We start from the raw sequence: 22,777 nt of genomic DNA on the forward strand, positions 1-22,777 counted from the left end.
AGAGAGAAAAATAATGACATCTGCTTTCAAGACCATCCTCCCGGGCGCCCTCGCCCTCCTGCTGCTACTGCCGACTGCCTCCCAGGCAAAAGAAGCCGAAACCCAACAGAAACTGGCCAACGTGGTGATCCTTGCCACTGGCGGTACCATTGCCGGCGCGGGGGCGAGCAGCGCCAACAGCGCGACCTATCAAGCGGCAAAAGTCGGCGTCGACAAACTGATCGCCGGCCTGCCGGAACTGGGCCAGTTGGCCAACGTTCGCGGCGAACAGGTGATGCAGATCGCCTCCGAGAGCATCACCAATGAAAACCTGCTGCAACTGGGCCGTCGCGTAGCGGAACTGGCCGACAGCAATGACGTCGATGGCATCGTGATTACCCACGGCACCGACACCCTCGAAGAAACCGCCTACTTCCTGAACCTGGTGGAAAAAACCGACAAGCCGATCATCGTGGTCGGCTCCATGCGCCCGGGTACCGCCATGTCGGCTGACGGCATGCTCAACCTGTACAACGCCGTGGCCGTGGCCAGCAGTAAAGAGGCGCGCGGCAAAGGCGTGCTGGTGACCATGAACGATGAAATCCAGTCGGGTCGCGATGTGAGCAAGATGGTCAACATCAAGACCGAGGCCTTCAAGAGCGCCTGGGGTCCTCTGGGGATGGTGGTCGAAGGCAAATCCTACTGGTTCCGCCTGCCGGCCAAGCGTCACACCATGGATTCCGAGTTCGATATCAAGTCCATCAAGAGCCTGCCCGACGTGGAAATCGCCTACGGCTACGGCAACGTGAGCGACACCGCCTACAAGGCCCTGGCTCAATCGGGTGCCAAGGCCATCATCCACGCCGGCACCGGCAATGGTTCGGTCTCTTCGCGCGTCGTCCCTACCCTGCAGGCACTGCGCAAGGACGGCGTGCAAATCATCCGCTCTTCCCACGTCAACGCCGGCGGTTTTGTACTGCGCAACGCCGAGCAGCCTGACGACAAGTACGACTGGGTCGTGGCCCATGACCTGAACCCGCAGAAGGCTCGCATCCTGGCGATGGTCGCCCTGACCAAGACCAACGACAGCAAAGAACTGCAGCGGATGTTCTGGGAATACTGATTCGCCCTCGCCCGAGCGATTCCGTTCGGGCACCGGTTCCGCCACTCGCCGGCCTTGGCGAGTGGCTCCTTCCTGCAAAAAAATTCTTTTTGTCCTACATCGAATGGGAAAAGTTGCTGTCAGAGGATTCTCATGAATTTTAAGCAGTTGCGAAAATGCCTACAGTTAAATACTGTATGCACGTACAGCTTAATAAGGATAATTCGATGGACTCCACTTCCGCTTCCGCTGATGCCTATGTCCGCATGGGCCTGCGCGTTCAGAAAATCATCAACTCTCCCACCGCTCAAAAAGCCAAGGCCGCGCTGATTTTCCGCCTGCCGGACGAGCCGATGGATGAATGGGAGCGACTGCTCGAAGAAATCGATGAAAACGACAACGTCACCCTCGCCTATCGCGACGACGGCGGTGTACAGGTTTTCTGGGTTGTGCCGAAGGAAGATTGAGTTGAAGAGTGTCCGCTGTTTGGGTTTGCTGTTTTTGCTGTTCACCGTGGGCGCCCAGGCCGAGGCGCCGCGCACGTTCACCGAAGCCAAGAAAGTCGCCTGGAAACTGTATGCGCCTCAGTCCACCGAGTTCTATTGCGGCTGCAAGTACACGGGCAACAAGGTCAACCTGGCGGCCTGCGGATATGTGCCGCGCAAGAATGCCAAGCGCGCGGCCCGCATCGAGTGGGAGCACATTGTCCCGGCCTGGCAGATCGGCCATCAGCGCCAGTGCTGGCAGGAAGGCGGACGCAAGAACTGCACCCGCTACGATTCGGTCTATCAGAAGGCGGAGGCCGACCTGCACAACCTGGTGCCGAGCATAGGTGAGGTGAACGGCGATCGGAGTAATTTCAGCTTCGGCTGGCTGCCGGAGCAATCGGGTCAGTACGGTTCGTGCCTGACTCAGATCGACTTCAAGGCGAAGAAGGTCATGCCGCGCCCGTCCATTCGCGGGATGATCGCCCGGACGTATTTCTACATGAGCAAGCAGTATGGGTTGCGCCTGTCGAAACAGGATCGGCAGCTGTATGAGGCCTGGAACAAGACCTATCCGGCCCAGGCCTGGGAACGTCAACGCAATCAACGCGTGGCGTGCGTCATGGGACGCGGCAACGAGTTTGTCGGTCCCGTCGACATGAAAACCTGCGGCTGACCGCGCCTGAAAACACAAAGGCCTCGGAATTGTTTCCGAGGCCTTTGTGTTTTTACTGACTGTACGCTGCTGTCGAAGCCTTACTGAGCCGCAGGACGTTCCAGAACCAGCACTTCGATATTCTGTTTCTTTGCCCGCACGATCGCTGCGTTCACTTCTGCCTGCTTGGCTTCGGCTTCAGCTTTCGAGGCGTAAGGGCCCATCAGGATTCGGGTCTTGCCATCGGCTTCCCGGATGACATTGGCCATGAACTGGTGCTCGATCATCCAGCCGCTCAGGTCGCTCACAGCCTGGGGCGTCGCTCCGCGCACTTCCAGATCCCATTGCGGTGCCGACGCCTGAGCCGGTGCGACTTGCGTGGCCGGCGCGGGCTTGGGCGCCTCGGTACGCTTGTCATCACCACAACCCGCCAGTGCCAATACCGCCATTACCAAGACCATTTTGCGCACAGCGTTTTCCTCTGAAGGCTAAAAGCGCGGATTTTAGCACTCATGGATACTTCCCGAGTGCCGCAAAATGGGCGCAAAACAACGAGAATGATGGATGCGGCCTCTGTATAGTTACGCCTTGGGAATTAATGCTGTATCTGCGCGTCAGAAAGAGGCACCCAAACCGTGAGAGTTCGCACTAATCTATACATACCACCGACTTCTGCACTGTCCGAATCAGGTGCCCCACGAAGCAATTAAGGAGAAGACCATGCTGATACTCACCCGCAAAGTCGGTGAAAGCATAAATATTGGTGATGACATTACGATCACCATCCTCGGCGTAAGCGGTCAGCAAGTCAGGATTGGCATCAACGCTCCAAAGGACGTTGCGGTGCATCGTGAAGAAATCTATCAGCGCATTCAGGCTGGCCTGACCGCTCCGGCGAAACCGCCGACCCCTTGAATCCTGATGCAGTCAGTAGCCAGCCCGTTGGCCCTGCAACGACGGCTGGCTAAAGATTCATGCGCCGCAACACCCTCTCCCGCACTAGGTCATCGTCATCCGGCTAACCGAACGTGAAGCCACGCGCCATGCCAGTGGCCGCGATAACCATCAGCAACATCAGCAAACCTTCCACATGACTGATCCGTGCGAACAGCGTCGCGCGCCCGGTGTCGATTGCCGCGCCGCGAGCCAGCGCCACCCGCCATTTGATCAGCGTCACCATCGGCGCCACTTCGAGCAGCAAAATCAAAACGAAGAGTGTCATCTTCAGGTGGAACAACGGCTGGTGCAGGTAATAATCCGTACCCTTTTCGTACCCGCCAAAAGCGCGCATACCACCGGTGACCAACAGGATCAGCGCGCAAATCCCCCAGAGATTGTCAGCGATCAACACGCTGCGAGCCTGCCCTGCGCCAGTCGCCAGGCGCCGGAAATTCGTACCTCGGGTCAACACCGCCCAAAACCCCAGACCGAATGCCAATAGGTGAAGCGCCGCAAGAAGCCAGTGAGCCAGCATTGGGTAACTCCTGTCAGGACCAAGTTGATCGAGCCTGTCAGTAGTAGCTCATCAATCGCTGACTTGCATTCGGTCAATGATTAACAAATACGTACCGATCTGCACCGCAGGTCGCCCAAGACATCGCGTTACAGAGTCCAACTAGACTCCAATACGCCAGTGCGACATGTTCTCGCGTCCGCACTGCCCCCAACCGCAGTAATTCCCACCGCATTGACCCGAGTGAACAAAATCATGTGTAAATCATGTGATTCAAACTCTGCTTCCAACCCTACCTCCAACCCTGCCTCCAACAACAATGAACGCCGTCGTTTTCTCCGTCTTGCCGGATTAGGAGCCGGCGCGCTGCTCCTGGCTGGCGCCCTCCCCGATCGGATCCTTGAGGCAGCCGAGAAAACCTCCACGCCGCCCAAACCGAAAAACGTCATCAGCCCGGATGAGGCACTGAAAAGACTGATGGCTGGCAATGAACGCTATGTCAGCGGCAACTCGGAAACCCACGACTTCAAGGACGAACGCGAAGCGCTGGTTTCCGGCCAGAACCCGTTCGTGGCAGTGCTGAGCTGCTCCGACTCGCGCATCGCTCCCGAATACGCGTTCGACACCGCACGAGGCGACCTCTTCGCGATCCGCGTCGCCGGCAACTTCGTCACGGATGAAGGCCTGGCAAGCCTGGAATACGGCGTCGCCGTGCTTGGCGCACCGTTGATTCTGGTGTTGGGACACGAAAGCTGTGGCGCCATCGAGGCCGGCATTAAAGCCGTCAAGGATCACACCGTCTTCCCCGGAAAAATCCCGAAACTGACGGACGCACTCAAGCCCTCGATCGAACAAGTGATCAAACAACCCGGAGACCTGGTGGCAAACGCAACCGCGCAAAACGTCAGGAACTCGGTAGAGCGCCTCAAGAACGCCACACCGCTACTGACCGATGCACTCGGCAGCGGCAAGTTGAAAATAGTGGGTGGTGTGTATCGTCTGGCGACAGGCAAGGTCGAGCTGATCGTCTGACGCATCGGTGAAAGGCCAAATGAACAGAGCCCGGCGAAATGGCTGGGCTCTGTTCATTTAGCAGCGGGGCGACGTCGATCCGCCTCCAAATCGGCTAGAGGATCCATCTGAGCAGCACATGAGAGGCGATCCACGGAGACGCTTCTACCACCGTCCATTGGAGCAAGAGGCAAACGGACAGGTAAGCCGCAAAGAACTTGAACATCGCTCGCCTCCCCATATCGCTCTCCCGCTAGAAAATCAGCGAAAAATCTGGTCTGTCAGGGTTGGATACGATTTAGCGCACACAGTTCAATTTCTAATCGAATTGGTTTTCATTCGGAGGCTTTACGCGCGGAAAGGGGCACTGAGAGGAGTTTTGCAAATCGCAGAAAGCAAAAAAGGGTCACCGTTTCCGGTGACCCCTCTAGACCGCCCAGCAGAGCGGATTTTGTTTGGTAGGCGCGATTGGACTCGAACCAACGACCCCCACCATGTCAAGGTGGTGCTCTAACCAACTGAGCTACGTGCCTGCTGTGAGGCGGCATTCTACGGAATTGCGTAGGGGTGTCAACACCTTTTTTCGCGCTAACCCTATGAATATGCAAAATATTTAATTTCGGCGCTGCAAAGAAGATTTTGCGGTGGCTGGCGGAGGTTTTTTAACTCGGGTAGGATCCACGCACTCGTAAAATATATTAAACAGAGGCAGCAGGATGGCGAACACCCCCTACCCAGAGTCCTACTACGCCGCATCGGCCAATGCTGTGCCGCCGCGCCCGGCTTTGCAGGATGACGTTGAGACTGATGTCTGTGTGATCGGTGCCGGTTATACCGGTTTGTCCTCTGCCCTGTTTTTGCTGGAGAGCGGTTTCAAGGTCACGGTGCTGGAAGCCGCGAAAGTCGGTTTCGGTGCGTCGGGGCGCAATGGCGGACAGATCGTCAACAGCTACAGCCGCGATATCGATGTGATCGAACGCAGTGTCGGTCCCAAGCAGGCGCAGTTGCTGGGGCAGATGGCGTTCGAGGGCGGGCGGATCATTCGTGAGCGGGTTGCGAAGTACAACATCCAGTGCGACTTGAAAGACGGTGGCGTATTCGCCGCCATCACAGCCAAACAGATGGGGCACCTGGAATCCCAGAAGCGTCTTTGGGAGCGGTTCGGCCATACGCAGCTCGAGCTGCTGGACGAGCGCCGCATCCGTGAGGTGGTGGCGAGCGATCAGTACGTCGGCGGCATGCTCGACATGAGCGGCGGACATATTCACCCGCTTAACCTGGCGCTGGGGGAAGCGGTGGCTGTGGAGTCGCTGGGCGGCACCATCTATGAGCAATCCCCGGCGGTGCGTATCGAACGCGGCGCCAATCCGGTGGTGCATACGCCACAGGGCAAGGTTCGGGCGAAGTTCATTATCGTGGCCGGCAATGCGTACCTGGGCAATCTGGTGCCGGAACTGGCGGCGAAGTCGATGCCGTGTGGCACTCAGGTGATCACCACCGAACCTCTGGGCGATGCCTTGGCAAAGAGCCTGCTGCCGCAGGATTACTGTGTCGAGGACTGCAATTACCTGCTCGACTATTACCGCCTGACGGGCGACAAGCGCCTGATTTTCGGCGGTGGTGTGGTCTATGGCGCGCGGGACCCGGCGAACATCGAGGCGATTATCCGGCCGAAGATGCTCAAGGCCTTTCCGCAGCTCAAGGACGTGAAGATCGATTACGCCTGGACCGGCAATTTCCTGCTTACCCTGTCGCGCCTGCCGCAGGTTGGGCGACTGGGCGACAACATCTATTACTCACAGGGCTGCAGCGGCCACGGCGTTACTTACACCCATCTGGCGGGCAAGGTGTTGGCTGAGGCATTGCGTGGTCAGGCGGAACGTTTTGATGCGTTTGCGGACTTGCCGCACTACCCGTTCCCGGGTGGGCAATTGTTGCGTACGCCATTTGCGGCGCTGGGGGCGTGGTATTACGGGTTGCGGGACAAGTTCGGCTATTGAACAAAACCCCTGTGGGAGCGAGCCTGCTCGCGATGGAGGTCAACGATAACGCGGGGCATCAGATGCCCCGCGCAGTCATTGGGTTCATCGCGAGCAGGCTCGCTCCCACAAGGGCAAGATCAGGGGGATGTGTCAGAGACGATCCCGAGCAATGCCACTGCGGATCCGCAGTATGTCCGCCAGCACCGCCAGAGCAATCTCCGCCGGCGTCTTGCTGCCCAGGTTCAAGCCGATCGGCGCATGAACCCGCGCCAAATCCGCCTCCCCCAACCCGCCAATCCGCCGCAGACGCTCAAAGCGCTTCTGCGAAGTCTGCACCGACCCCATCACACCGATATAAAACGCCTCGGTGCGCACCGCTTCCATCATCGCCAGATCGTCGATGCGCGGATCGTGGGTCAGGGCGACCACCGCCGTGTCACGGTGGCAGCCGCCATCGGCGATGAACACCGACGGCAGTTGGCGCCGAATCTCCACGTTGTCCAGCACGACGCCTTCAAGCACCTCGTCCCGGGGATCGCAGAGAATCACCTCAAACCCCAACCCCACGGCAAACTCCGCGCAGGCCTGCGCCACGCTGGAATACCCGGCCAGCAACAGACGCTGAGCCGCACCGATGCGCAAGCGAACCCGGTCGATCTCGCGCTCGACACGCACACCCTGCTCGCGATCATCGAACAGGCTGCGGGCGCCACTGGCCAGATCCACTTCGCGGATCAGCCGTCGACGACCCAACAGGGCCGACTCCAGCTCGCGCAAATGCGCCTGCACCTCGCAATCAGGCTCAAGCTTCTCGACCAGCACATCCAGCACGCCGCCACAGGGCAGGCTGACCCGCGAGCGCGGATCATCGCCTTCGCCATAGCGCACGACGCTGACCGCCTGATCGAAGGCGCCTTCGGCGACGCGTTCAAGGAAGTCTTCCTCGACACAGCCGCCGGACAGCGAACCGATCCACTGTCCAGCGACGTTCACCGCCAGCAACGAGCCCGGCGCGCGCGGCGCCGAGCCGTAGGTGGCGAGCACCGTGCACAGCCAGATGCGCTGCCCCGCTGCCGACCACTCCAGCGCCCGGCGCACCACTTGCAGATCCAGATGCTGCATGTCAGTGGGCCTTGTGCTCAAGCGGCGGCGCATCGGCGCGCAGCGTCTGCACGGCATTGACTGCCAGATCACCCGGTTGACCGCCCCAGCCCTGACGCAGGTAATTCAGCAGGTCGGTCAGTTGCTCGTGGCTGAGCTTCTCGGCGAAACCCGGCATCGGTTGCATGTGCTCGAAGCCGGCGAATTTCTGCTCGCCGATACCGTCGTCGATCACCCGCACCAGGTTGCGCGGATCTTCCAGGCGCAGCGTGGTGTTGCCACGCATGGCCACGGCGATGTGCGGTTTGCCTTCGCCTTCAGGCGCGTGGCAACCGGCGCAGACATTCAAATATTCCTGACGGCCGCGCTGGGCACTGGCGGTGAGCTTGTCCACCGGCACGTCGGTGAGCACTTTCGCCGCTGGCGGCTGATCGCCGAGCAGGAAGGTGGCCATGGCCGCCAGGTCCGCATCGTTCAGGCCCTGGGTGCTGTTGTGGAACACCGGGAACATCTCGTTGAACATCGTGCCCTGAGCGCTCATGCCGTGCTTGAGGAACGCACTCAGGTCCTGGTGATTCCAGCCGCGAGCGGCCAGGTCAGTGGCCAGCAGGCTTGGTGCCAGATAGCCGTTGAGAATTCCGCCGGTCAGACGCTTGTCCTGCTGCATCGCTCCGGTCTGGCCGCGAGGCGTGTGGCATTCGCCACAGTGCCCGAGCACGTCGACCATGTACTGGCCGCGTTTGAAGGCTTCGCTCTTGCCCTCGGTCGACTCCAGCTTCACATCCTTGCCGTACATCATGTTCCAGGCGATCAGGCCCGGACGCACGTTGAACGGGAAGCTCAGGCTGGTCACCGGTGCCGCACGCTCGATGGGCTCGAAAGTCTTCAGATAGGCATGAATCGCATCGGAATCTTCACGGGGCATCAGGTGGTACGAGGTGTACGGCATCGCCGGATACAGGTTGGCGCCATCACGGCGCTTGCCCTCGGTCAGCGCGGCGAAGAACTCGTCATCGCTGTACAGGCCGATGCCGTGCTCTTTGCTCGGGGTGATGTTGGTACCGTAGATGGTGCCGAACGGCGAGACGATCGGCAGACCGCCCGCAAACGGCGCGCCACCTGGCGCGGTGTGGCAGGCCATGCAATCGGCGGCGCGGGCGAGGTATTCGCCGCGCTTGACCTGATCATCGGCCTGCGCCAGCAATATCGGCGCAGCCAGACCTGCCGCCAATGCCAGGCGGGTCACTAAATGCTTCATGCTTAGCCCTCCTTGACCAGGCCGAGATCGGTCAGCACGTTGCGCGTCGCGTTGTAATAACGCACGTAGCCGGTGCAACGGCAGATGTGATGACCGAGGCTGTCCTCGATGACTTTTTCCAGCTGGCTCTTGATGATCGGCTGGCGCTGCAGCTTTTCCACCAGCACGGTTGCGGCGTTGACGAAACCTGGTGCGCAGTAGCTGCACTGGAAGGCGAACTCATCGACGAAGCGCTGCTGGATCGGGTTCAGCTCGGTGACCTTGCCCTGCTCGTCACGGGTCGCGTGGCCTTCGATGGTCCGCACTTTCTTGCCTTCGAAATAGTGCGCGCCGGTGATGCAGGTGCGCACTTCTTCGCTGGTGCCGTCCGGGTTGTCGACGATCACCACGCAGGCATGGCAGATGCCCTGGCCGCAGCCCAGGCGCGAGCCGGTGAGGTTCTTGTATTCGTGCAGGTAATCGATCATCGGCAGGTCATCAGGGATGTCCACCGGGCCGACGGATTGACCGTTGAGGGTCAGTTGAAGCGGACGGTTAGCCATTGAGGGCCTCCTTGATGCGCGCAGAAGTGATAGGCAGGTCGCGGACACGTTTGCCGATGGCATGAGCCACGGCGTTACCGATGGCGCCGACCACCGGGATCATCACCACCTCGGCGATGCCCTTGGACGGGTCGCTTGGCGACAGCGGCGGAAGGATTTCCGAGGTCTGCTTCCAGACGGCGACGTGGCGTGCCATCGGCAGGCGATAACGGTTGAAGTTCCAGTCACCCTCCCCCGGTCCGCCTTCGTACAGCGGCATGTCTTCCATCAGCGCATGGCCGATACCCATGGCCGTGCCGCCTTCGATCTGGCCCTTGACCAGTTCCGGCACCAGCACCCGACCGCACTCGACCCACGAGTGGTGGTTGAGCACTTCGACGTCCGCCGAGCCCTTGTTCACTTTCAGTTCCACCAGGGTTGCCACCGGGCTGTAGTAGGTCACGGCCGCGTTGTTCAACTGGGTTGGCGGATAGGCGATGTTCTGCCGATCCAGCAGATGGAAACCGGCGCTGGTCATTTGCGCCAGTTTTGCCTTCGGTGCGCCGTCGCCGTACTTGACCGCCAGGCCGTCGAGCGGCAGACGCTCACGCACGCCGTCGATGCTGAACTCGGCCTCGGCCCAGCTCCAGCGGTTGAAACCGTGCACCGTGGCGCCGGTCACCAGGCCGCGCTCGTGGGCACGCTTGGCCAGCATTGCGAATGGCAACGGTTCCATGCCGTTGGCGGTGAGCTTGCCGTCGACCCAATGGGCGTCTTCGCGGCGTACAACGTAAGGGTTGGCCTGGCCGCCGTAAGGGCCCTGCCGCCAGATCTCCAGCGCCGCCGGCCACAGGCCGTGGTTGAACAGCACGCGCGCCGCTTCACGGGTGGCGTGGCTGAAGTAGTAGGCGGAGTTGGTCGCCGACGAAGCCGACGCAACCTTGCCGACCCAGCGCGGATTGCGCAGGAAACCATCCTGTTCGGCCTGGCTCATGATGTAAGGGTTGCCGCCGGTGATCAGCTGCATTTCCTTCCAGTCGGTTTCGCCGGTCTTCACTTCGTGGGCCGGGTTGCCGAGGAAATCGGCCACGACCATTGCCTGCGAAGTGGACATGCCGGTACCGATCTCGATGCCGATATGACGCAGGCTGATGCGCCCTTCGGCTGTGAATTCGATGCTGGCCATCGGCGCTTCGGAACCGGTGCCAAAGTCTTTCTGGCAGATGGCGAAACCGATGCCGTACCAGTTGTCCGGGTCGGCGGCTTCACGCTGCTTTTTGATCGCGTCGCGGTTTTTCCAGACGTCGTGCACCGCGGCCTTGTCGAGAATCTCGTGCAGGCGCAAGGCACCGGCGGGCACCGCGCCCTGGGTGTTTTTCATGCCCGAACGCAGGGCGTTCTTGCGGCGCAGTTCGATGGCATCGATGCCGAGGCGATTGGCGATTTCATCGACCATCATCTCGGTGGAAGCCATGCTCTGCAGGGTGCCGTAGCCACGCATCGACCCGGCCTCGACGGCGCGGGAATGGTAGGCGGTCACCTGCAGATCGTTCTGCGGCATGTAGTAGATCGACTGTGCCGCCGTGGCGCCAACCGCCGCCACCGACGGGCTGTAGTTGACCCGGCCGCCACCGTCCACGCTCATCTCGGCGCGGAAAATCTTGAAGCTGTAGTCGTTCTTGTCCACCGCTAGCTGGTAACGGATATCGAACGGGTGACGCTTGATGCCGCTCTGGAACTGCTCGTAGCGGTCGTTGGCCAGGCGCACCGGCACACCGGCGCCGTACAGCGCAGCGAGAGCTGCGTAGTAGACGAAGATGTTGTGGTCCTTGGAGCCGTAACCCACGGTGTAGCCAGGGTGCATGTTCAGGTTGGCCAGGCCGAAGCGCGACGGCGCGATCATCTTCGCGGTCTCGGTCGCGGTTTCCAGCGGGCACTGGGTGGCAACGACAAAATGCAGGGTCTTGGTCGCCGGATCGTACCAGCCGTTGCCGTTGTCCGGTTCCATGGCCGCAGGCTCGATCGATGGCGTCTTGTAGCGCTCGTCGAACACCAGCCAGTTGTCCGGCGGCGTGTCGATCTGCTGCTTCATGCGCTCGGCGTAAAACAGCCCGCGCTCGGTCAGGTTGCCGTGCAGGTTCGGTTGCGAGTTCCACACCGGACGACGGTTGCGCAGCATCGGGAACAGGATCGAATCCTTGAGGCTGGCGAATTCATCTTCGTCCGCCGAAGTCGCGCCACCCACACGCACGTAGCGGAAACTGCCGTACGGATCGCCTTCGTAGAACGGCACCTGGGCACCGTAACGAATCGCCTTGTCGTTGAACTTGAGCTTGGCCTTGGCCTGACGGAAGCGCTCGAAATCGTTCCAGATCAGGATCGCCACCGGGTGACCGATGAACATCGGCACCTTGCCGGCCGGCAACAGTGGGTCGGGGGCGTGTTCTTCGGGGAAAACGATACCGTCCTTGACCAGGTCCTCGGCGGTGACGATGCGGTCCGGCTGCAACTCGGCGCCGAGCCACGACAGGTCATACCCGTCGTAGATGCGGTCGGCCTTGATGGTTTTGAGCAACATGGCGTGGCCCTGCTGCTGCGGCCAGCCCGGCATGTCCTTGGCGCGGATGTCGCGGGCGAACACTTTGCTGCCGCAGACCTTGGACAGTGCGTCGTTACGTGCGCGCGCCTTGCCGTTATTGCCAAGCCATTGCTCGGACGGCACGGTCACGCTGTTTTCCATCAGGGCCGCCAGCGCCTTGCTGCTCAGCGGCGTGAGCGTCACGCTCACGCCCGCTACCAGCCCGCCCTGAAGGAACGAACGCCGGGATATATCACGGTTGGACATGGATCATCCTCTGGGCGGTTATGGGATCCGCCCTTTTGGTTATCTACTGGAAATCGGGGGTGTTGCAGGAGCCCTTCCGATGTGGCGAAGGGCTGAAATGACAGCGTAAAGCTGACTGAAGGGTTAAGTTTATAGGCTTATGCCGTTGCGGCAAACATCCAGACACAAAAAAACTGACCAAAAGATCAGAATTTCGTCGCTTTACTGCGTAGCAGATCGATGAACAGGCCCAATTCCCGACTGATGTGCTCGCCCTTGCGCAACAGCAGCCCGAACGGCGCCAGTTGCACATCCAGCTCCACCGGCAACGCCACCACCAGCCCCATCTTCAGGTAATCGCGCAGCGCGGTTTCCGACAGCACCATGATCGCGTCGGTCAGTTGAATCAGTTGCTGCATCGAATACACCGAACTGCACTCGATGATGTCCGCCGGAAGCGGCAACGCCTGGCGCTGCAAGGCCTGATCCAGACCGATGCGCGCCGGGCTGGTTTCCGGTTGCAGGATCCACGGCCAGGCGCTGACCAGTTCCGCCAGCTCCAGCTTCTCGCGTTTGGCCAGCGGATGGCCGGCGTGCACCACCACCAGCAGGCGCTCGTTGCCCAGTTGCTCGAATTCGTAATGCTGGCTGTCGGTGGCGGCGTTGCGCCGGGCGATGGCCAGGTCGATGCGGCCCTGCTCCAGCAACTGGATCACCTGGTCGCTGGTATCGCCCATGATGCGTATCCGCAACTGCGGGTTGAGCGCCTTGATTTCGGCAATCGAATCCATCACCAGATCCGGCGCCGCACCCATGATGGTGCCGATGGACAGATAGCCGTAGCCGCCCTGCTGCCGCGCCATCAGATCCTCGGCGCAGCGATCCAGGCCGCTCAGGGCCGACTCGGCAAAACGGATCAGCTCCTGCCCCAGCGCGGTCGGGCGCATGCCCCGGGGCAGGCGCTCGAACAGATCGCAACCAAACATGTCTTCAATTTCATGAAGCATGCGGGTAGCCGCCGGTTGCGACATATTCAGATTTTGCGAGGCGCGGTGCAGGTTCTGGCTGGTGCTGAGCGCCACCAGCATGTGCAGATGCTTGTAACGCAGGCGATTGAACAGGCTGCGGGAGAGGATCGGCGTGGTCATGTCGGGCCTTTTTTATCGATAACTTCAAGGTATCGGTTGTGAGCTAGATTCGATTTGTAACGCATCGATCAGGGGCCGTACAGTCTTTCCCATAAGAACAAATGCCCTACCAAAGGAAACTGCGATGAAGACTCTACCCGCGCCTCTGCTCGCCAAAATTTCCTGGCGGCTGCTCCCGTTTCTCCTGCTGATGTACATCATGGCCTTCCTCGACCGCGCCAACGTCGGGTTCGCCAAGCAAGCCTTTCAAGCCGACACCAACATCAGTGACGCCGCCTTCGCCTTCGGCGCCGGGGTGTTCTTTGTCGGTTACGCGCTGCTCGAAGTGCCGAGCAACCTGATCCTGCACCGCGTCGGCGCCCGCCTGTGGATGTGCCGGATCATGGTCACCTGGGGCCTGGTCTCCGCGGCCATGGTCTTTGCCCACAACGAAACCACTTTCTACGTCCTGCGCTTCTTGCTCGGTGTCGCCGAGGCCGGTTTCTTCCCGGGCGTCATCCTCTACCTCACCTACTGGTTCCCCAGCGCCGTGCGCGGCAAAGCCATGGGCTTCTTCTACTTCGGTGCGCCTCTGGCGTTCATCTTCGGCAGCCCGCTGTCCGGCCTGTTGCTGGAGCTGGACGGCTTTGCCGGCTTCCACGGCTGGCAGTGGTTGTTCGCCGTTGAAGGCTTGATGGCATCGGTGGTGGGCATCTGGGCCTACTGGTACCTGGACAATCGCCCGGCCGATGCCAAGTGGCTGACCGTGGAAGAACGTACGCAGATCCAGACCCTGCTCGACCAGGAAGACAGCCACAAACAGAGCCACGGTCGCAGTCTGCTCAACGTGCTGTGCCAGCCTTCGGTGCTGTACCTGTGCCTGATCTACCTGCTGATCCAGGCCAGCGTCTACGGCGTGGTGTTCTACTTGCCGAGCCAGGTGGGTGGACTGCTGGGCACCAAGGTAGGTCTGATGGTCGGCCTGGTCACGGCGATCCCGTGGATCTGCGCGCTGCTGGCCGCTTACCTGATTCCCGGCTACAGCGACCGCACCGGCGAACGTCGCCGCACCGCGAGCCTGACCTTGTTGATGGCCGCCACCGGCATCGCCTGCTCGGTGACCTTCAGCAACCCGCTGCTGGGGATCATCTCGCTGTGCTTCGCCGCCTCCGGCTTCATCGCCGTGCAACCGGTGTTCTGGACCTTCCCGTCCAGCTACCTCGCCGGTAGCGCCGCGGCGGCCGGTATCGCCCTGATCAACTCGTTCGGCGCCCTGGGCGGCTTCATCGCCCCGGTGCTGAAAAACTGGGCCGAAGGCGCCTTCCATTCTCCGGCAGCCGGTCTCTACCTGCTGTCCGCCACCACCGTCATCGCCGCGTTGCTGGTGCTGGGCGTGCGCTCACCTGCCGCCAAAGCCTCGAACAAACCGGCCACCGTTTAAACCTGAGGAGTCACACCATGGGCATTCCAACCATCAAGCACGTCCGCGCCTTCACTCTGCGAGGCGGCGGCGCGGATTACCACGATCAGGCGGACGGTCACTGGATCGACGATCACATCGCCACCCCGATGAGCAAATACCCGGAGTACCGCCAGAGCCGCCGCACCTTCGGCATCAACGTGCTCGGCACCCTGGTGGTGGAGATCGAGGCCAGCGACGGCACCGTCGGTTTCGCCGTGACCACCGGTGGCGAGCCCGCCGCCTACATCGTCGAGAAACACCTGGCGCGTTTCCTCGAAGGTGCGAAGGTCACCGACATCGAAAAGATCTGGGACCAGATGTACCAGTCGACCCTGTATTACGGGCGCAAGGGCATCGTGATCAACACCCTTTCCGGGGTCGACCTGGCGCTGTGGGACTTGCTCGGCAAGATCCGCCAGGAGCCGGTGCACCAGTTGCTCGGCGGTGCGGTGCGCGATGAGTTGCAGTTTTATGCCACCGGCGCCCGTCCGGATCTGGCGCAGAAAATGGGCTTCATCGGCGGCAAGATGCCGTTGCACCACGGCCCGGCCGAAGGCGAAGACGGTCTGCGCAAGAACCTCGAGGAACTGGCCACCATGCGCGAACGGGTCGGCCCGGATTTCTGGCTGATGCTCGATTGCTGGATGAGCCTGGACCTCAACTACGCCACCAAGCTGGCGGTCGGCGCCCACGAACACGGTTTGAAATGGATCGAGGAAGCCCTGCCGCCGGACGATTACTGGGGTTACGCCGCCCTGCGCAACAACGTCCCCAAAGGCATGCTGGTGACCACCGGTGAACACGAAGCGACCCGCTGGGGCTTTCGCATGCTGCTGGAGATGGGTTGCTGCGACATCATCCAGCCGGATGTCGGCTGGTGTGGTGGCCTGACCGAACTGGTGAAAATCTCGGCGCTGGCCGACGCCCACAACGCCCTGGTCATCCCCCATGGCTCGTCGGTGTACAGCTATCACTTCGTCGCCACCCGGCATAACAGCCCGTTCGCCGAGTTCCTGATGATGGCGCCGAAGGCGGACGAAGTGGTGCCGATGTTCCATCCGCAACTGCTCGGCGAACCGGTGCCGGTGAACGGCCGCATGCGCCTGTCGGCCCTCGATCAGCCCGGCTTCGGCGTGACGCTCAACCCCGAATGCCAACTGCATCGGCCGTACAGCCGCTGAGACAGGAGTCCGTGATGAAAATGCCGCACAACGCTTTCAAGGCCGCCCTGAAAAACCCGGCGACCCAATACGGTATCTGGGCCGGTTTCGCCACCGGCTACGCTGCCGAGATCGTTGCCACCACCGGTTACGACTGGATGCTGATCGACGGTGAACACGCACCCAACACCGTGCCCGGCGTGCTCGCCCAGTTGCAGGCGGTCGCGCCCTACACCACCGCGCCCGTAGTGCGCGCGGTGACGGGCGACGCCAACCTGATCAAGCAATTGCTGGATATCGGCGCCCAGACCCTGATGATCCCCATGGTCGAAACCGCCGAGCAGGCCCGGGCGCTGGTGCGGGCCATGCGTTATCCACCCCACGGCATTCGCGGTGTCGGCGGCGGCCTGACCCGCGCCACGCGTTGGGACGGGGTGCCCGATTACCTCAATACCGCCCATGAACAGCTGTGCCTGATCGTCCAGGTGGAGTCGCGCCTGGGCGTGGAAAACGTCGAAGAAATCGCTGCCGTGGAAGGCGTGGATGCGGTGTTCATCGGCCCGGCGGACCTGTCCATCGGCCTCGGCCATGCCGGCAATCCCGGGCATCCCGAGGTCCAGGTGCATATTCGCCATGCGGTGGACGCCACGCTGGCGGCCGGCAAGGCCTGCGGCATCCTCGCGCCGAATGAGGAAGATGCGCGCCGCTATCAGGGTTGGGGCTGTCAGTTCATCGCGGTCGCCATCGACATCAGCCTGTTGCGCCAGAGCGCCATGGCCGCCCTCGCCCGCTATCGCGAACCCGCTGATACGCAAGCACCGTCACGCACTTACTGATCTGCCAAGGAGTCGCCTCATGTCGTCCGTGCCTGTCTACGAAAACTTCATCAACGGCCAGTTTGTGGCCAGTGCTGCCCATCTCGACGTGCTCAACCCGGCCACCGGCGCGCTGCTGTCGAAAGTCCCGGCCTCCACCGCCGAAGACGTCGACCGCGCCCTGGCCGCCGCCCGCGCCGCGCAAAAGGACTGGTCGCGCAAACCGGCCAACGACCGCGCCGGCTACTTGCGGCGAATCGCTGCCAAACTACGGGAGAACGTGCCGCACCTGGCGCGCACCATCACTCTGGAACAGGGCAAGATCAGCGGCCTGGCGGAGGTCGAGGTGAATTTCACCGCCGACTACCTCGACTACATGGCCGAATGGGCGCGACGCCTGGAGGGCGAAATCATCACCAGTGATCGCCAGAACGAGAACATCTTCCTGTTCCGCAAACCCCTGGGCGTGGTTGCCGGGATCCTGCCGTGGAACTTCCCGTTCTTTTTGATCGCCCGCAAGATGGCCCCGGCGCTGCTGACCGGCAACACCATCGTGATCAAACCCAGCGAAGAGACGCCGAACAACTGCTTCGAATTCGCCCGGCTGGTGGCCGAAACCGACCTGCCGCCCGGCGTGTTCAACGTGGTTTGTGGTGACGGCCAGGTGGGCGCGGCGCTCAGTGCGAACAAGGGCGTGGACATGATCAGCTTCACCGGCAGCGTCGACACCGGCTCGCGGATCATGGCCGCCGCGGCGCCGAACATCACCAAGCTCAACCTGGAGCTGGGCGGCAAGGCGCCGGCGATCGTGCTGGCGGATGCCGATCTGGATCTGGCGGTGAAGGCCATCCGGGATTCGCGGATCATCAACAGCGGCCAGGTGTGTAACTGCGCCGAGCGGGTGTACGTCGAGCGTAAGGTGGCGGATCAGTTCATCGAGCGCATCGCGGCGGCGATGAGCGCCACGCGTTATGGCGACCCGATCGCCCAGCCGGACGTGGAGATGGGGCCGCTGATCAATCGCCAGGGGCTGGACAGTGTCAACCAGAAGGTTCGCACCGCGTTGAGCCAGGGCGCGAGCCTCGTCAGTGGCGGGCAGATCGCCGATCTGCCGAACGGCTTCCATTTCCAACCCACGGTATTGGCCGGCTGTCGCGCCGACATGCAGATCATGCGCGAAGAGATCTTCGGCCCTGTGCTGCCGATCCAGATCATCGACGACCTGGACGAAGCCATCGCCCTGGCCAACGACTGCGAATACGGCCTGACCTCATCGATCTACACCCGCGACCTGAGCAAGACCCTGCACGCGATGCGCGAGCTGGATTTTGGCGAAACCTACGTCAACCGCGAGAACTTCGAAGCCATGCAGGGCTTCCATGCCGGCGTGCGTAAATCCGGTATCGGCGGCGCGGATGGCAAGCATGGGTTGTATGAGTACACCCATACCCATGCGGTTTATCTGCAGGGCTGAAGATGGCGCTGAGGCTGATGACGCCTTCGCGGGCAAGCCCGCTCCCACATTGGATCTGTGTCGTTCACAAATACCCTGTGGGAGCGGGCTTGCCCGCGATGGCGTCAGATCAGTCAGCAAAAGGCCATCAGAAATCCACGGTCGCCGACAGCAAATAGGTCCGCGGCGTCGCCAGCGTCAACCCCGGCTCACTGTCATCCGACGCCCCCGCCGAACTCCAGTAGCGCTTGTCCGCCACGTTCTCGACGTTGGCGCGCACGGTGATGGTCTTTTCATCGACCCGGAACGCATAGCGCGCGCCCACGTCGAAACGCTCCCACGAATCGATTTCCTTGTCGTTGGACTGGTCCAGATACTGCGAGCTGGAATACATGCCGCGACTGGTCAGCGTCAGCCCTTCCACGCTCGGCACATCCCACTCCGCGCCCAGGTTGACGTTGTACTTGGGCGTCGCCGGTGCGCGGTTGCCGTCGAAGGTGCCATTGGTGGTGTTGGTCAGTTCGCTGTCGATGTACATCACACCGCCGAGCAGACGCACGCCCTTGAGCGGTTCACCGAAAACTGTCAGCTCCACCCCATCGTTCTGACGCTTGCCATTGGGACCGAAGACCCGCGTGGTCGCGTTGGTTTCGTAGGCGGGCTGTTTGATGCGAAACACCGCGGCCGTCACCGCAAACGGACCGGCGTCGTACTTGGCGCCGACCTCCACCTGACGGCTGATGAACGGCGGGAAAATCTCGTCCTCGTTCACCGAGGTCGACGGCGCGATCTTGCCCTGGCTCAAGCCTTCCATGTAGTTGGCGTACAGCGACAGCTTGTCGGTGGCCTTGAACAGGATGCCGCCCGATGGCGAGAATTTTTCCTCGTCGTAAGCGGTGTCGCCTTTCACGCCGTCCGACCAGTCGTCGACCTTCACTCGTTGCCAGCGACCACCCAGGGTCAGCAGCACGCGATCATCGAAGAAACCCAGGGTATCGGACAGCGCCACGCTGCTGAAGCGGTTTTCGGTGTAGACCTTCGCATCCTGGCGCGTGGCTCGTACCGGTGTCGGCGTTTCCACGGGGTTGTAAAGGTTGCTGGGCGCTGCGGCATAACGAGCGCCGCCGTTTTCGAAGTCCATGTAGAAATAGCTGGCGGCCAGATTGACCTGATGGCTCACAGGCCCGGTGTGGAACCAGTTGCGCACCCCGGCCGTGGCCGTGCGGACATTTTCGTCGCGGGTGAAATCCCGGGGCAGGACGCTGAAATCGCCGGCATTGTTCGTGACGGAAACCGCGTGCCGGAGGAAGTCATGATTGCTTTTGCGCGCGCCGACACCGCCGTAGAGCATCACGGAATCGGTGACATCAAACTCGCCATTCACCGTGCCGAACGTATCTTCGGTCCGCGCCTTGCTCCAGGGCTGCGCGTAGTTGTGGCGCACATCGCTGGCATGGGGCACCTGCGCATTGGCGCCGACCTGCACCCTTTCCTGCGGTGCATCGGTGTCGCGCTCGGTGTGGCCGATATCGGTCGAGAGGCGCAGGCGATCACCGCGAAAATCCAGACCCAGCACGGCCATCTCGCGGTCGACGCTCTGGTGATCCCATTCGGTATCGCCCGACTGTTTTACGCCGTTGAAACGCAGACCGAATTTGTTGTCCTCGCCGAAACGCCGGCCAACATCCACCGCACCGCCCAGCTGATTGTTGGAGGCGTAATCACCGGTAAACGAGGTGATCGGCGCATCGGTCGCACGCTTGGCCACCACGTTGATTCCGCCGCCCACGCTGCCCCGGGGCGAGATGCCGTTGATCAGCTGGCCGGGGCCTTTGAGGATGTCGACGCGGTCGGCCATTTCCATGTCGATCGTGTAAGTCGGCAGGACGCCGTACAGACCATTGTAGGAAACATCGCTGTTGAACAGGCTGAGCCCGCGAATGGTGAATTGCTCATAACGCCCGCCCGCCGGGTTGGTCGCGCGAACCGAAGGATCGCTGGCGATCAGGTCACCGAGAGTCCGTGCCTGCAGGTTTTCAATCGCCTCGCTGGTGTAGGTGGTCATGCTGAACGGCGTTTCCATGAAGTCCTGCGAGCCCAGCAACCCCTGGGAACCGCGGCGCGCGACCTGGCCGCCGGCATAGGGATCGCCGTGCTCGGTATCGATCGCGCCGAGAATCGAGGTCGCCCCCAATTGCAGGCTGCTGCCCATGGGCGCCGGAATCAGGATGTACGCCTGATCGCCCACCGCCTGCAATTGCAGGCCGGAATTGTGCAACAGGCGGGCAAAGCCCTCCTCCACGCCAAAGTCACCGGACAGGCCGGCACTGCTGCGACCGCTGACCAGCGCCGGGTCGACCGACAGATTGACCCCGGCCAGGCCGGCGAATCGGGTCAGCGCATCGCTCAGGCTACCGGCGGGCACCTGATAGCTGCGGCGAGCGGCGTCTTCGGCCCAGGCATTGCCCATGAAAAGCGGACTGGCGCTGAGGCTCAACAGCAGGCTCAGGCGTAACAGAGGACGCACAGCGGACGATGCCTGGCGCGGAGATGAAGGCTTTACTGCGGGCATTGAAAAAGCTCTCTTGTTCGTTCAGTTGCCTTGAATGACAAGCGAGCCAAAAAAAGGGGACAGGCTTCAGACATTATTTTCGCGCGGCACCAACGTCACCCAATAGCGGGTGCGCATTTGCACCTCCAGCGGCAGGCTGGCCGCGAGCAGCGCGAGGACTCGGTCGGTGTCATCCACGCGGAAACTGCCGGTCACCCGCAGCGCCTCGAGCTCCGGCGACCAGCGCAGGACGCCCGGTCGGTACATATCGAGTTCGCGCAGGAAATCCCCCAGAAGCTGGTTACTGGCCATCAACACGCCCTCGCGCCAACCGGGTTGCGATACGTCAAAGGCTTCCACGGTTGACGCGCCCTTTGCCTGCAGGCCAATCCGCTCACCTGCCTTGAGCGTCAATGCCCCGCCCTGCAACGACTGCAACTGCACGACACCCTGGAACACCGAAACCCGGCAGCTGTGAGCATCCTGGCGGACACAGACTTCGCTCTGGCTGACGATCACCTGGCCGAAAAGGGTCTGGATGGTCAGCGCTGAAACGCCAGGCACCTTGAGCGAGATTTCGCCCTCCACGAGCTTCAGCCGATGGTTCGGCAGATCCACATCGACGGCGCTGCCGGTGTTGAGCTGCAGCGAACTGCCGTCGGCCAGTTGCACCGTTTTGCGCTCACCTGTCGCGGTGTGCAGATCGGCACGCCAGACGTCCAGCGGCAATTGCCGGCTGATCAGCCAGGCTGCCGGCACCAGGGCCACCGCGCCGAGCGCGCGCTTGAGTACCACACGCCGCGACGGATCGGGACGGTCGAGGGTGCTCAGGGCCAACGCGGAAGGAAGATCGGAAAAACGCTGACGCAAAGCCTGCGCCTTCTGCCAGGCCTGTTCATGACCGGAATGGGTTTCGCGCCAGCGTTGCAGGTTGGCGCGATCCTGTTCGGTGGCACCACCGGATTCCAGCAGCGCCAGCCATTGCGCGGCAGCGCGGACGGCTTGACGGACGTCAGGGGCCGGGCTGCTCACAGGTCCACCAGCAGGCAATGCTCGTAGGCTTGCGCCATGTAGCGCTTGATCGTGCGTTCGGACACCTGCAGGCGTTCGGCGATCTGCTGATAGCTCAGGCCTTCGAGCTGGCTCCAGAGAAACGCCCGGCGCACTGCTCTCGGCAATCCGTCGAGCAATTCATCCAGGGCTTGCAGGGTTTCCAGCAGTATCCAGCGCTGCTCGGGGGACGGCACGCAGTCCTCGGGAAGCGAGGCCAGGGCCTCGAGATAAGCCTGTTCCAGGCTGCGGCGTTTGTAGAAATTGCTCAGCAGGCGTTTGCCTACGGTCAGCAGATAGGCTCGGGGCTCATGCAGATCAGCGATGCGTTGGGAACTGGCGAGCAAGCGCAGGAAGGTGTCCTGGCTGAGGTCTGCCGCATCGCATGCGTTGCCCATGCGTCGACGCAGCCAGTTTTCCAGCCAGCCACGGTGATCGCGGTACAGATCGTGGAGGGTTTGCTCCTTCGGCATCGCTGCATCACTCATCTTTTCTAACCCTGTGCCAGGAGCTGTAAATGAGAGTGATTCTAATTAATATCGCAGCAACGAACCAAGCGCTTTGTGTGGCGGATGCGCAGAAAGATTTTTTTGGCTGGATCAGGCAGGCGGGAAAATCCGAATTGCAGAAACAAAAAACCCCGGTCTTTCGACCAGGGTCTTTGCTATCGATCCGAATCAAGCGCTGATGGCTTTCTTCGTAGCTTCAAGGCGTTCAGTGGTCCTTGAGGCAGATATGGCGCAGCGGACGGGACTCGAACCCGCGACCCCCGGCGTGACAGGCCGGTA

At 61.6% G+C, this 22,777-nt stretch carries 21 protein-coding genes and 1 tRNA gene; 11 read left to right on the top strand and 11 right to left on the bottom strand.

What is annotated here, in order from left to right:
- Nucleotides 1–13 precede the first annotated feature (13 nt).
- The 3 genes from ACW9JE_RS03465 (at nt 14) to ACW9JE_RS03475 (ending at nt 2,242) form a co-directional block, all read left to right on the top strand.
- Entirely contained in the window at nt 14–1,102 is a 1,089-nt protein-coding gene (locus ACW9JE_RS03465) for an asparaginase (protein ID WP_224533717.1), read from the top strand.
- Nucleotides 1,103–1,308: 206 nt separating this feature from the next.
- A complete protein-coding gene (locus ACW9JE_RS03470; RefSeq protein WP_175377517.1) occupies nt 1,309–1,548 on the top strand; it encodes a DUF1654 domain-containing protein in 240 nt (79 codons plus the stop codon).
- A 1-nt stretch (nt 1,549) separates the two neighbouring features.
- Nucleotides 1,550–2,242, top strand: a complete 693-nt coding sequence (locus ACW9JE_RS03475; protein ID WP_457431911.1) for an endonuclease — start codon at nt 1,550–1,552, stop codon at nt 2,240–2,242.
- 80 nt (nt 2,243–2,322) lie between these two features.
- Here the strand turns inward: ACW9JE_RS03475 and ACW9JE_RS03480 are convergent, their stop codons facing one another.
- A complete protein-coding gene (locus ACW9JE_RS03480) occupies nt 2,323–2,691 on the bottom strand; it encodes an SPOR domain-containing protein (RefSeq protein WP_175377519.1) in 369 nt (122 codons plus the stop codon).
- Nucleotides 2,692–2,941: 250 nt separating this feature from the next.
- Between ACW9JE_RS03480 and csrA the strand changes: the two genes are divergently transcribed.
- Complete coding sequence (gene csrA, locus ACW9JE_RS03485; protein ID WP_077044507.1) at nt 2,942–3,136, top strand: carbon storage regulator CsrA; 195 nt, start codon at nt 2,942–2,944, stop codon at nt 3,134–3,136.
- 103 nt (nt 3,137–3,239) lie between these two features.
- Here the strand turns inward: csrA and ACW9JE_RS03490 are convergent, their stop codons facing one another.
- Nucleotides 3,240–3,695, bottom strand: a complete 456-nt coding sequence (locus ACW9JE_RS03490; protein ID WP_224533719.1) for a DUF2214 family protein — start codon at nt 3,693–3,695, stop codon at nt 3,240–3,242.
- A 234-nt stretch (nt 3,696–3,929) separates the two neighbouring features.
- On the opposite strand from ACW9JE_RS03490, the gene ACW9JE_RS03495 reads away from it, so the two are divergent.
- Nucleotides 3,930–4,706, top strand: coding sequence for a carbonic anhydrase (locus ACW9JE_RS03495; RefSeq protein ID WP_457431922.1), 777 nt, complete (start codon nt 3,930–3,932; stop codon nt 4,704–4,706).
- A gap of 435 nt (nt 4,707–5,141) precedes the next feature.
- Here ACW9JE_RS03495 and ACW9JE_RS03500 read toward each other — a convergent pair.
- A tRNA-Val gene (locus ACW9JE_RS03500) sits at nt 5,142–5,218 on the bottom strand.
- A gap of 183 nt (nt 5,219–5,401) precedes the next feature.
- On the opposite strand from ACW9JE_RS03500, the gene ACW9JE_RS03505 reads away from it, so the two are divergent.
- On the top strand, nt 5,402–6,685 hold the full coding sequence (locus ACW9JE_RS03505) for an NAD(P)/FAD-dependent oxidoreductase (RefSeq protein WP_457431912.1): 1,284 nt from the start codon (nt 5,402–5,404) through the stop codon (nt 6,683–6,685).
- A 132-nt stretch (nt 6,686–6,817) separates the two neighbouring features.
- Here ACW9JE_RS03505 and ACW9JE_RS03510 read toward each other — a convergent pair whose 3' ends face one another.
- From ACW9JE_RS03510 to ACW9JE_RS03530, 5 genes are all read right to left on the bottom strand, one after another.
- Complete coding sequence (locus ACW9JE_RS03510) at nt 6,818–7,789, bottom strand: XdhC family protein (RefSeq protein ID WP_457431913.1); 972 nt, start codon at nt 7,787–7,789, stop codon at nt 6,818–6,820.
- A gap of 1 nt (nt 7,790) precedes the next feature.
- Nucleotides 7,791–9,026 carry a c-type cytochrome gene (locus tag ACW9JE_RS03515; RefSeq protein WP_457431914.1) on the bottom strand — a complete coding sequence of 412 codons (1,236 nt, stop codon included), beginning with the start codon at nt 9,024–9,026 and terminating at the stop codon, nt 7,791–7,793.
- Between the two features lie 2 nt (nt 9,027–9,028).
- Nucleotides 9,029–9,568, bottom strand: a complete 540-nt coding sequence (locus ACW9JE_RS03520) for a (2Fe-2S)-binding protein (RefSeq protein WP_224533735.1) — start codon at nt 9,566–9,568, stop codon at nt 9,029–9,031.
- Nucleotides 9,561–12,392, bottom strand: a complete 2,832-nt coding sequence (locus ACW9JE_RS03525) for a xanthine dehydrogenase family protein molybdopterin-binding subunit (protein ID WP_457431915.1) — start codon at nt 12,390–12,392, stop codon at nt 9,561–9,563. The genes ACW9JE_RS03520 and ACW9JE_RS03525 overlap by 8 nt, the downstream gene beginning before the upstream one ends.
- Before the next feature lie 185 nt (nt 12,393–12,577).
- On the bottom strand, nt 12,578–13,519 hold the full coding sequence (locus tag ACW9JE_RS03530) for a LysR family transcriptional regulator (protein WP_224533737.1): 942 nt from the start codon (nt 13,517–13,519) through the stop codon (nt 12,578–12,580).
- Nucleotides 13,520–13,643: 124 nt separating this feature from the next.
- Between ACW9JE_RS03530 and ACW9JE_RS03535 the strand changes: the two genes are divergently transcribed.
- From ACW9JE_RS03535 to aldA, 4 genes are read left to right on the top strand one after another with little or no spacing between them, the layout of a single operon-like run.
- On the top strand, nt 13,644–14,939 hold the full coding sequence (locus ACW9JE_RS03535) for an MFS transporter (protein ID WP_224533738.1): 1,296 nt from the start codon (nt 13,644–13,646) through the stop codon (nt 14,937–14,939).
- A gap of 17 nt (nt 14,940–14,956) precedes the next feature.
- Nucleotides 14,957–16,141 (top strand): L-rhamnonate dehydratase, encoded by a 1,185-nt coding sequence (gene rhmD / locus ACW9JE_RS03540; RefSeq protein WP_457431916.1) that lies wholly within the window; start codon nt 14,957–14,959, stop codon nt 16,139–16,141.
- Nucleotides 16,142–16,155: 14 nt separating this feature from the next.
- Entirely contained in the window at nt 16,156–16,956 is an 801-nt protein-coding gene (locus ACW9JE_RS03545) for an aldolase/citrate lyase family protein (RefSeq protein ID WP_457431917.1), read from the top strand.
- A gap of 19 nt (nt 16,957–16,975) precedes the next feature.
- On the top strand, nt 16,976–18,409 hold the full coding sequence (gene aldA, locus ACW9JE_RS03550) for an aldehyde dehydrogenase (protein ID WP_457431918.1): 1,434 nt from the start codon (nt 16,976–16,978) through the stop codon (nt 18,407–18,409).
- Between the two features lie 127 nt (nt 18,410–18,536).
- On the opposite strand, the gene ACW9JE_RS03555 is transcribed toward aldA, so the two are convergent.
- From ACW9JE_RS03555 to ACW9JE_RS03565, 3 genes are all read right to left on the bottom strand, one after another.
- On the bottom strand, nt 18,537–20,960 hold the full coding sequence (locus ACW9JE_RS03555) for a TonB-dependent receptor (RefSeq protein ID WP_224533742.1): 2,424 nt from the start codon (nt 20,958–20,960) through the stop codon (nt 18,537–18,539).
- A 66-nt stretch (nt 20,961–21,026) separates the two neighbouring features.
- The gene (locus ACW9JE_RS03560) at nt 21,027–21,971 is read right to left on the bottom strand and encodes a FecR domain-containing protein (RefSeq protein WP_457431919.1); all 945 of its coding nucleotides are present in this window, start codon (nt 21,969–21,971) and stop codon (nt 21,027–21,029) included.
- Complete coding sequence (locus ACW9JE_RS03565; RefSeq protein WP_457431920.1) at nt 21,968–22,477, bottom strand: sigma-70 family RNA polymerase sigma factor; 510 nt, start codon at nt 22,475–22,477, stop codon at nt 21,968–21,970. The genes ACW9JE_RS03560 and ACW9JE_RS03565 overlap by 4 nt, the downstream gene beginning before the upstream one ends.
- A 29-nt stretch (nt 22,478–22,506) precedes the next feature.
- On the opposite strand from ACW9JE_RS03565, the gene ACW9JE_RS03570 reads away from it, so the two are divergent.
- Nucleotides 22,507–22,677 carry a hypothetical protein gene (locus ACW9JE_RS03570; RefSeq protein ID WP_457431921.1) on the top strand — a complete coding sequence of 57 codons (171 nt, stop codon included), beginning with the start codon at nt 22,507–22,509 and terminating at the stop codon, nt 22,675–22,677.
- The last annotated feature ends 100 nt before the right edge of the window (nt 22,678–22,777 follow it).

This window comes from Pseudomonas sp. SDO55104_S430, from assembly GCF_054070595.1.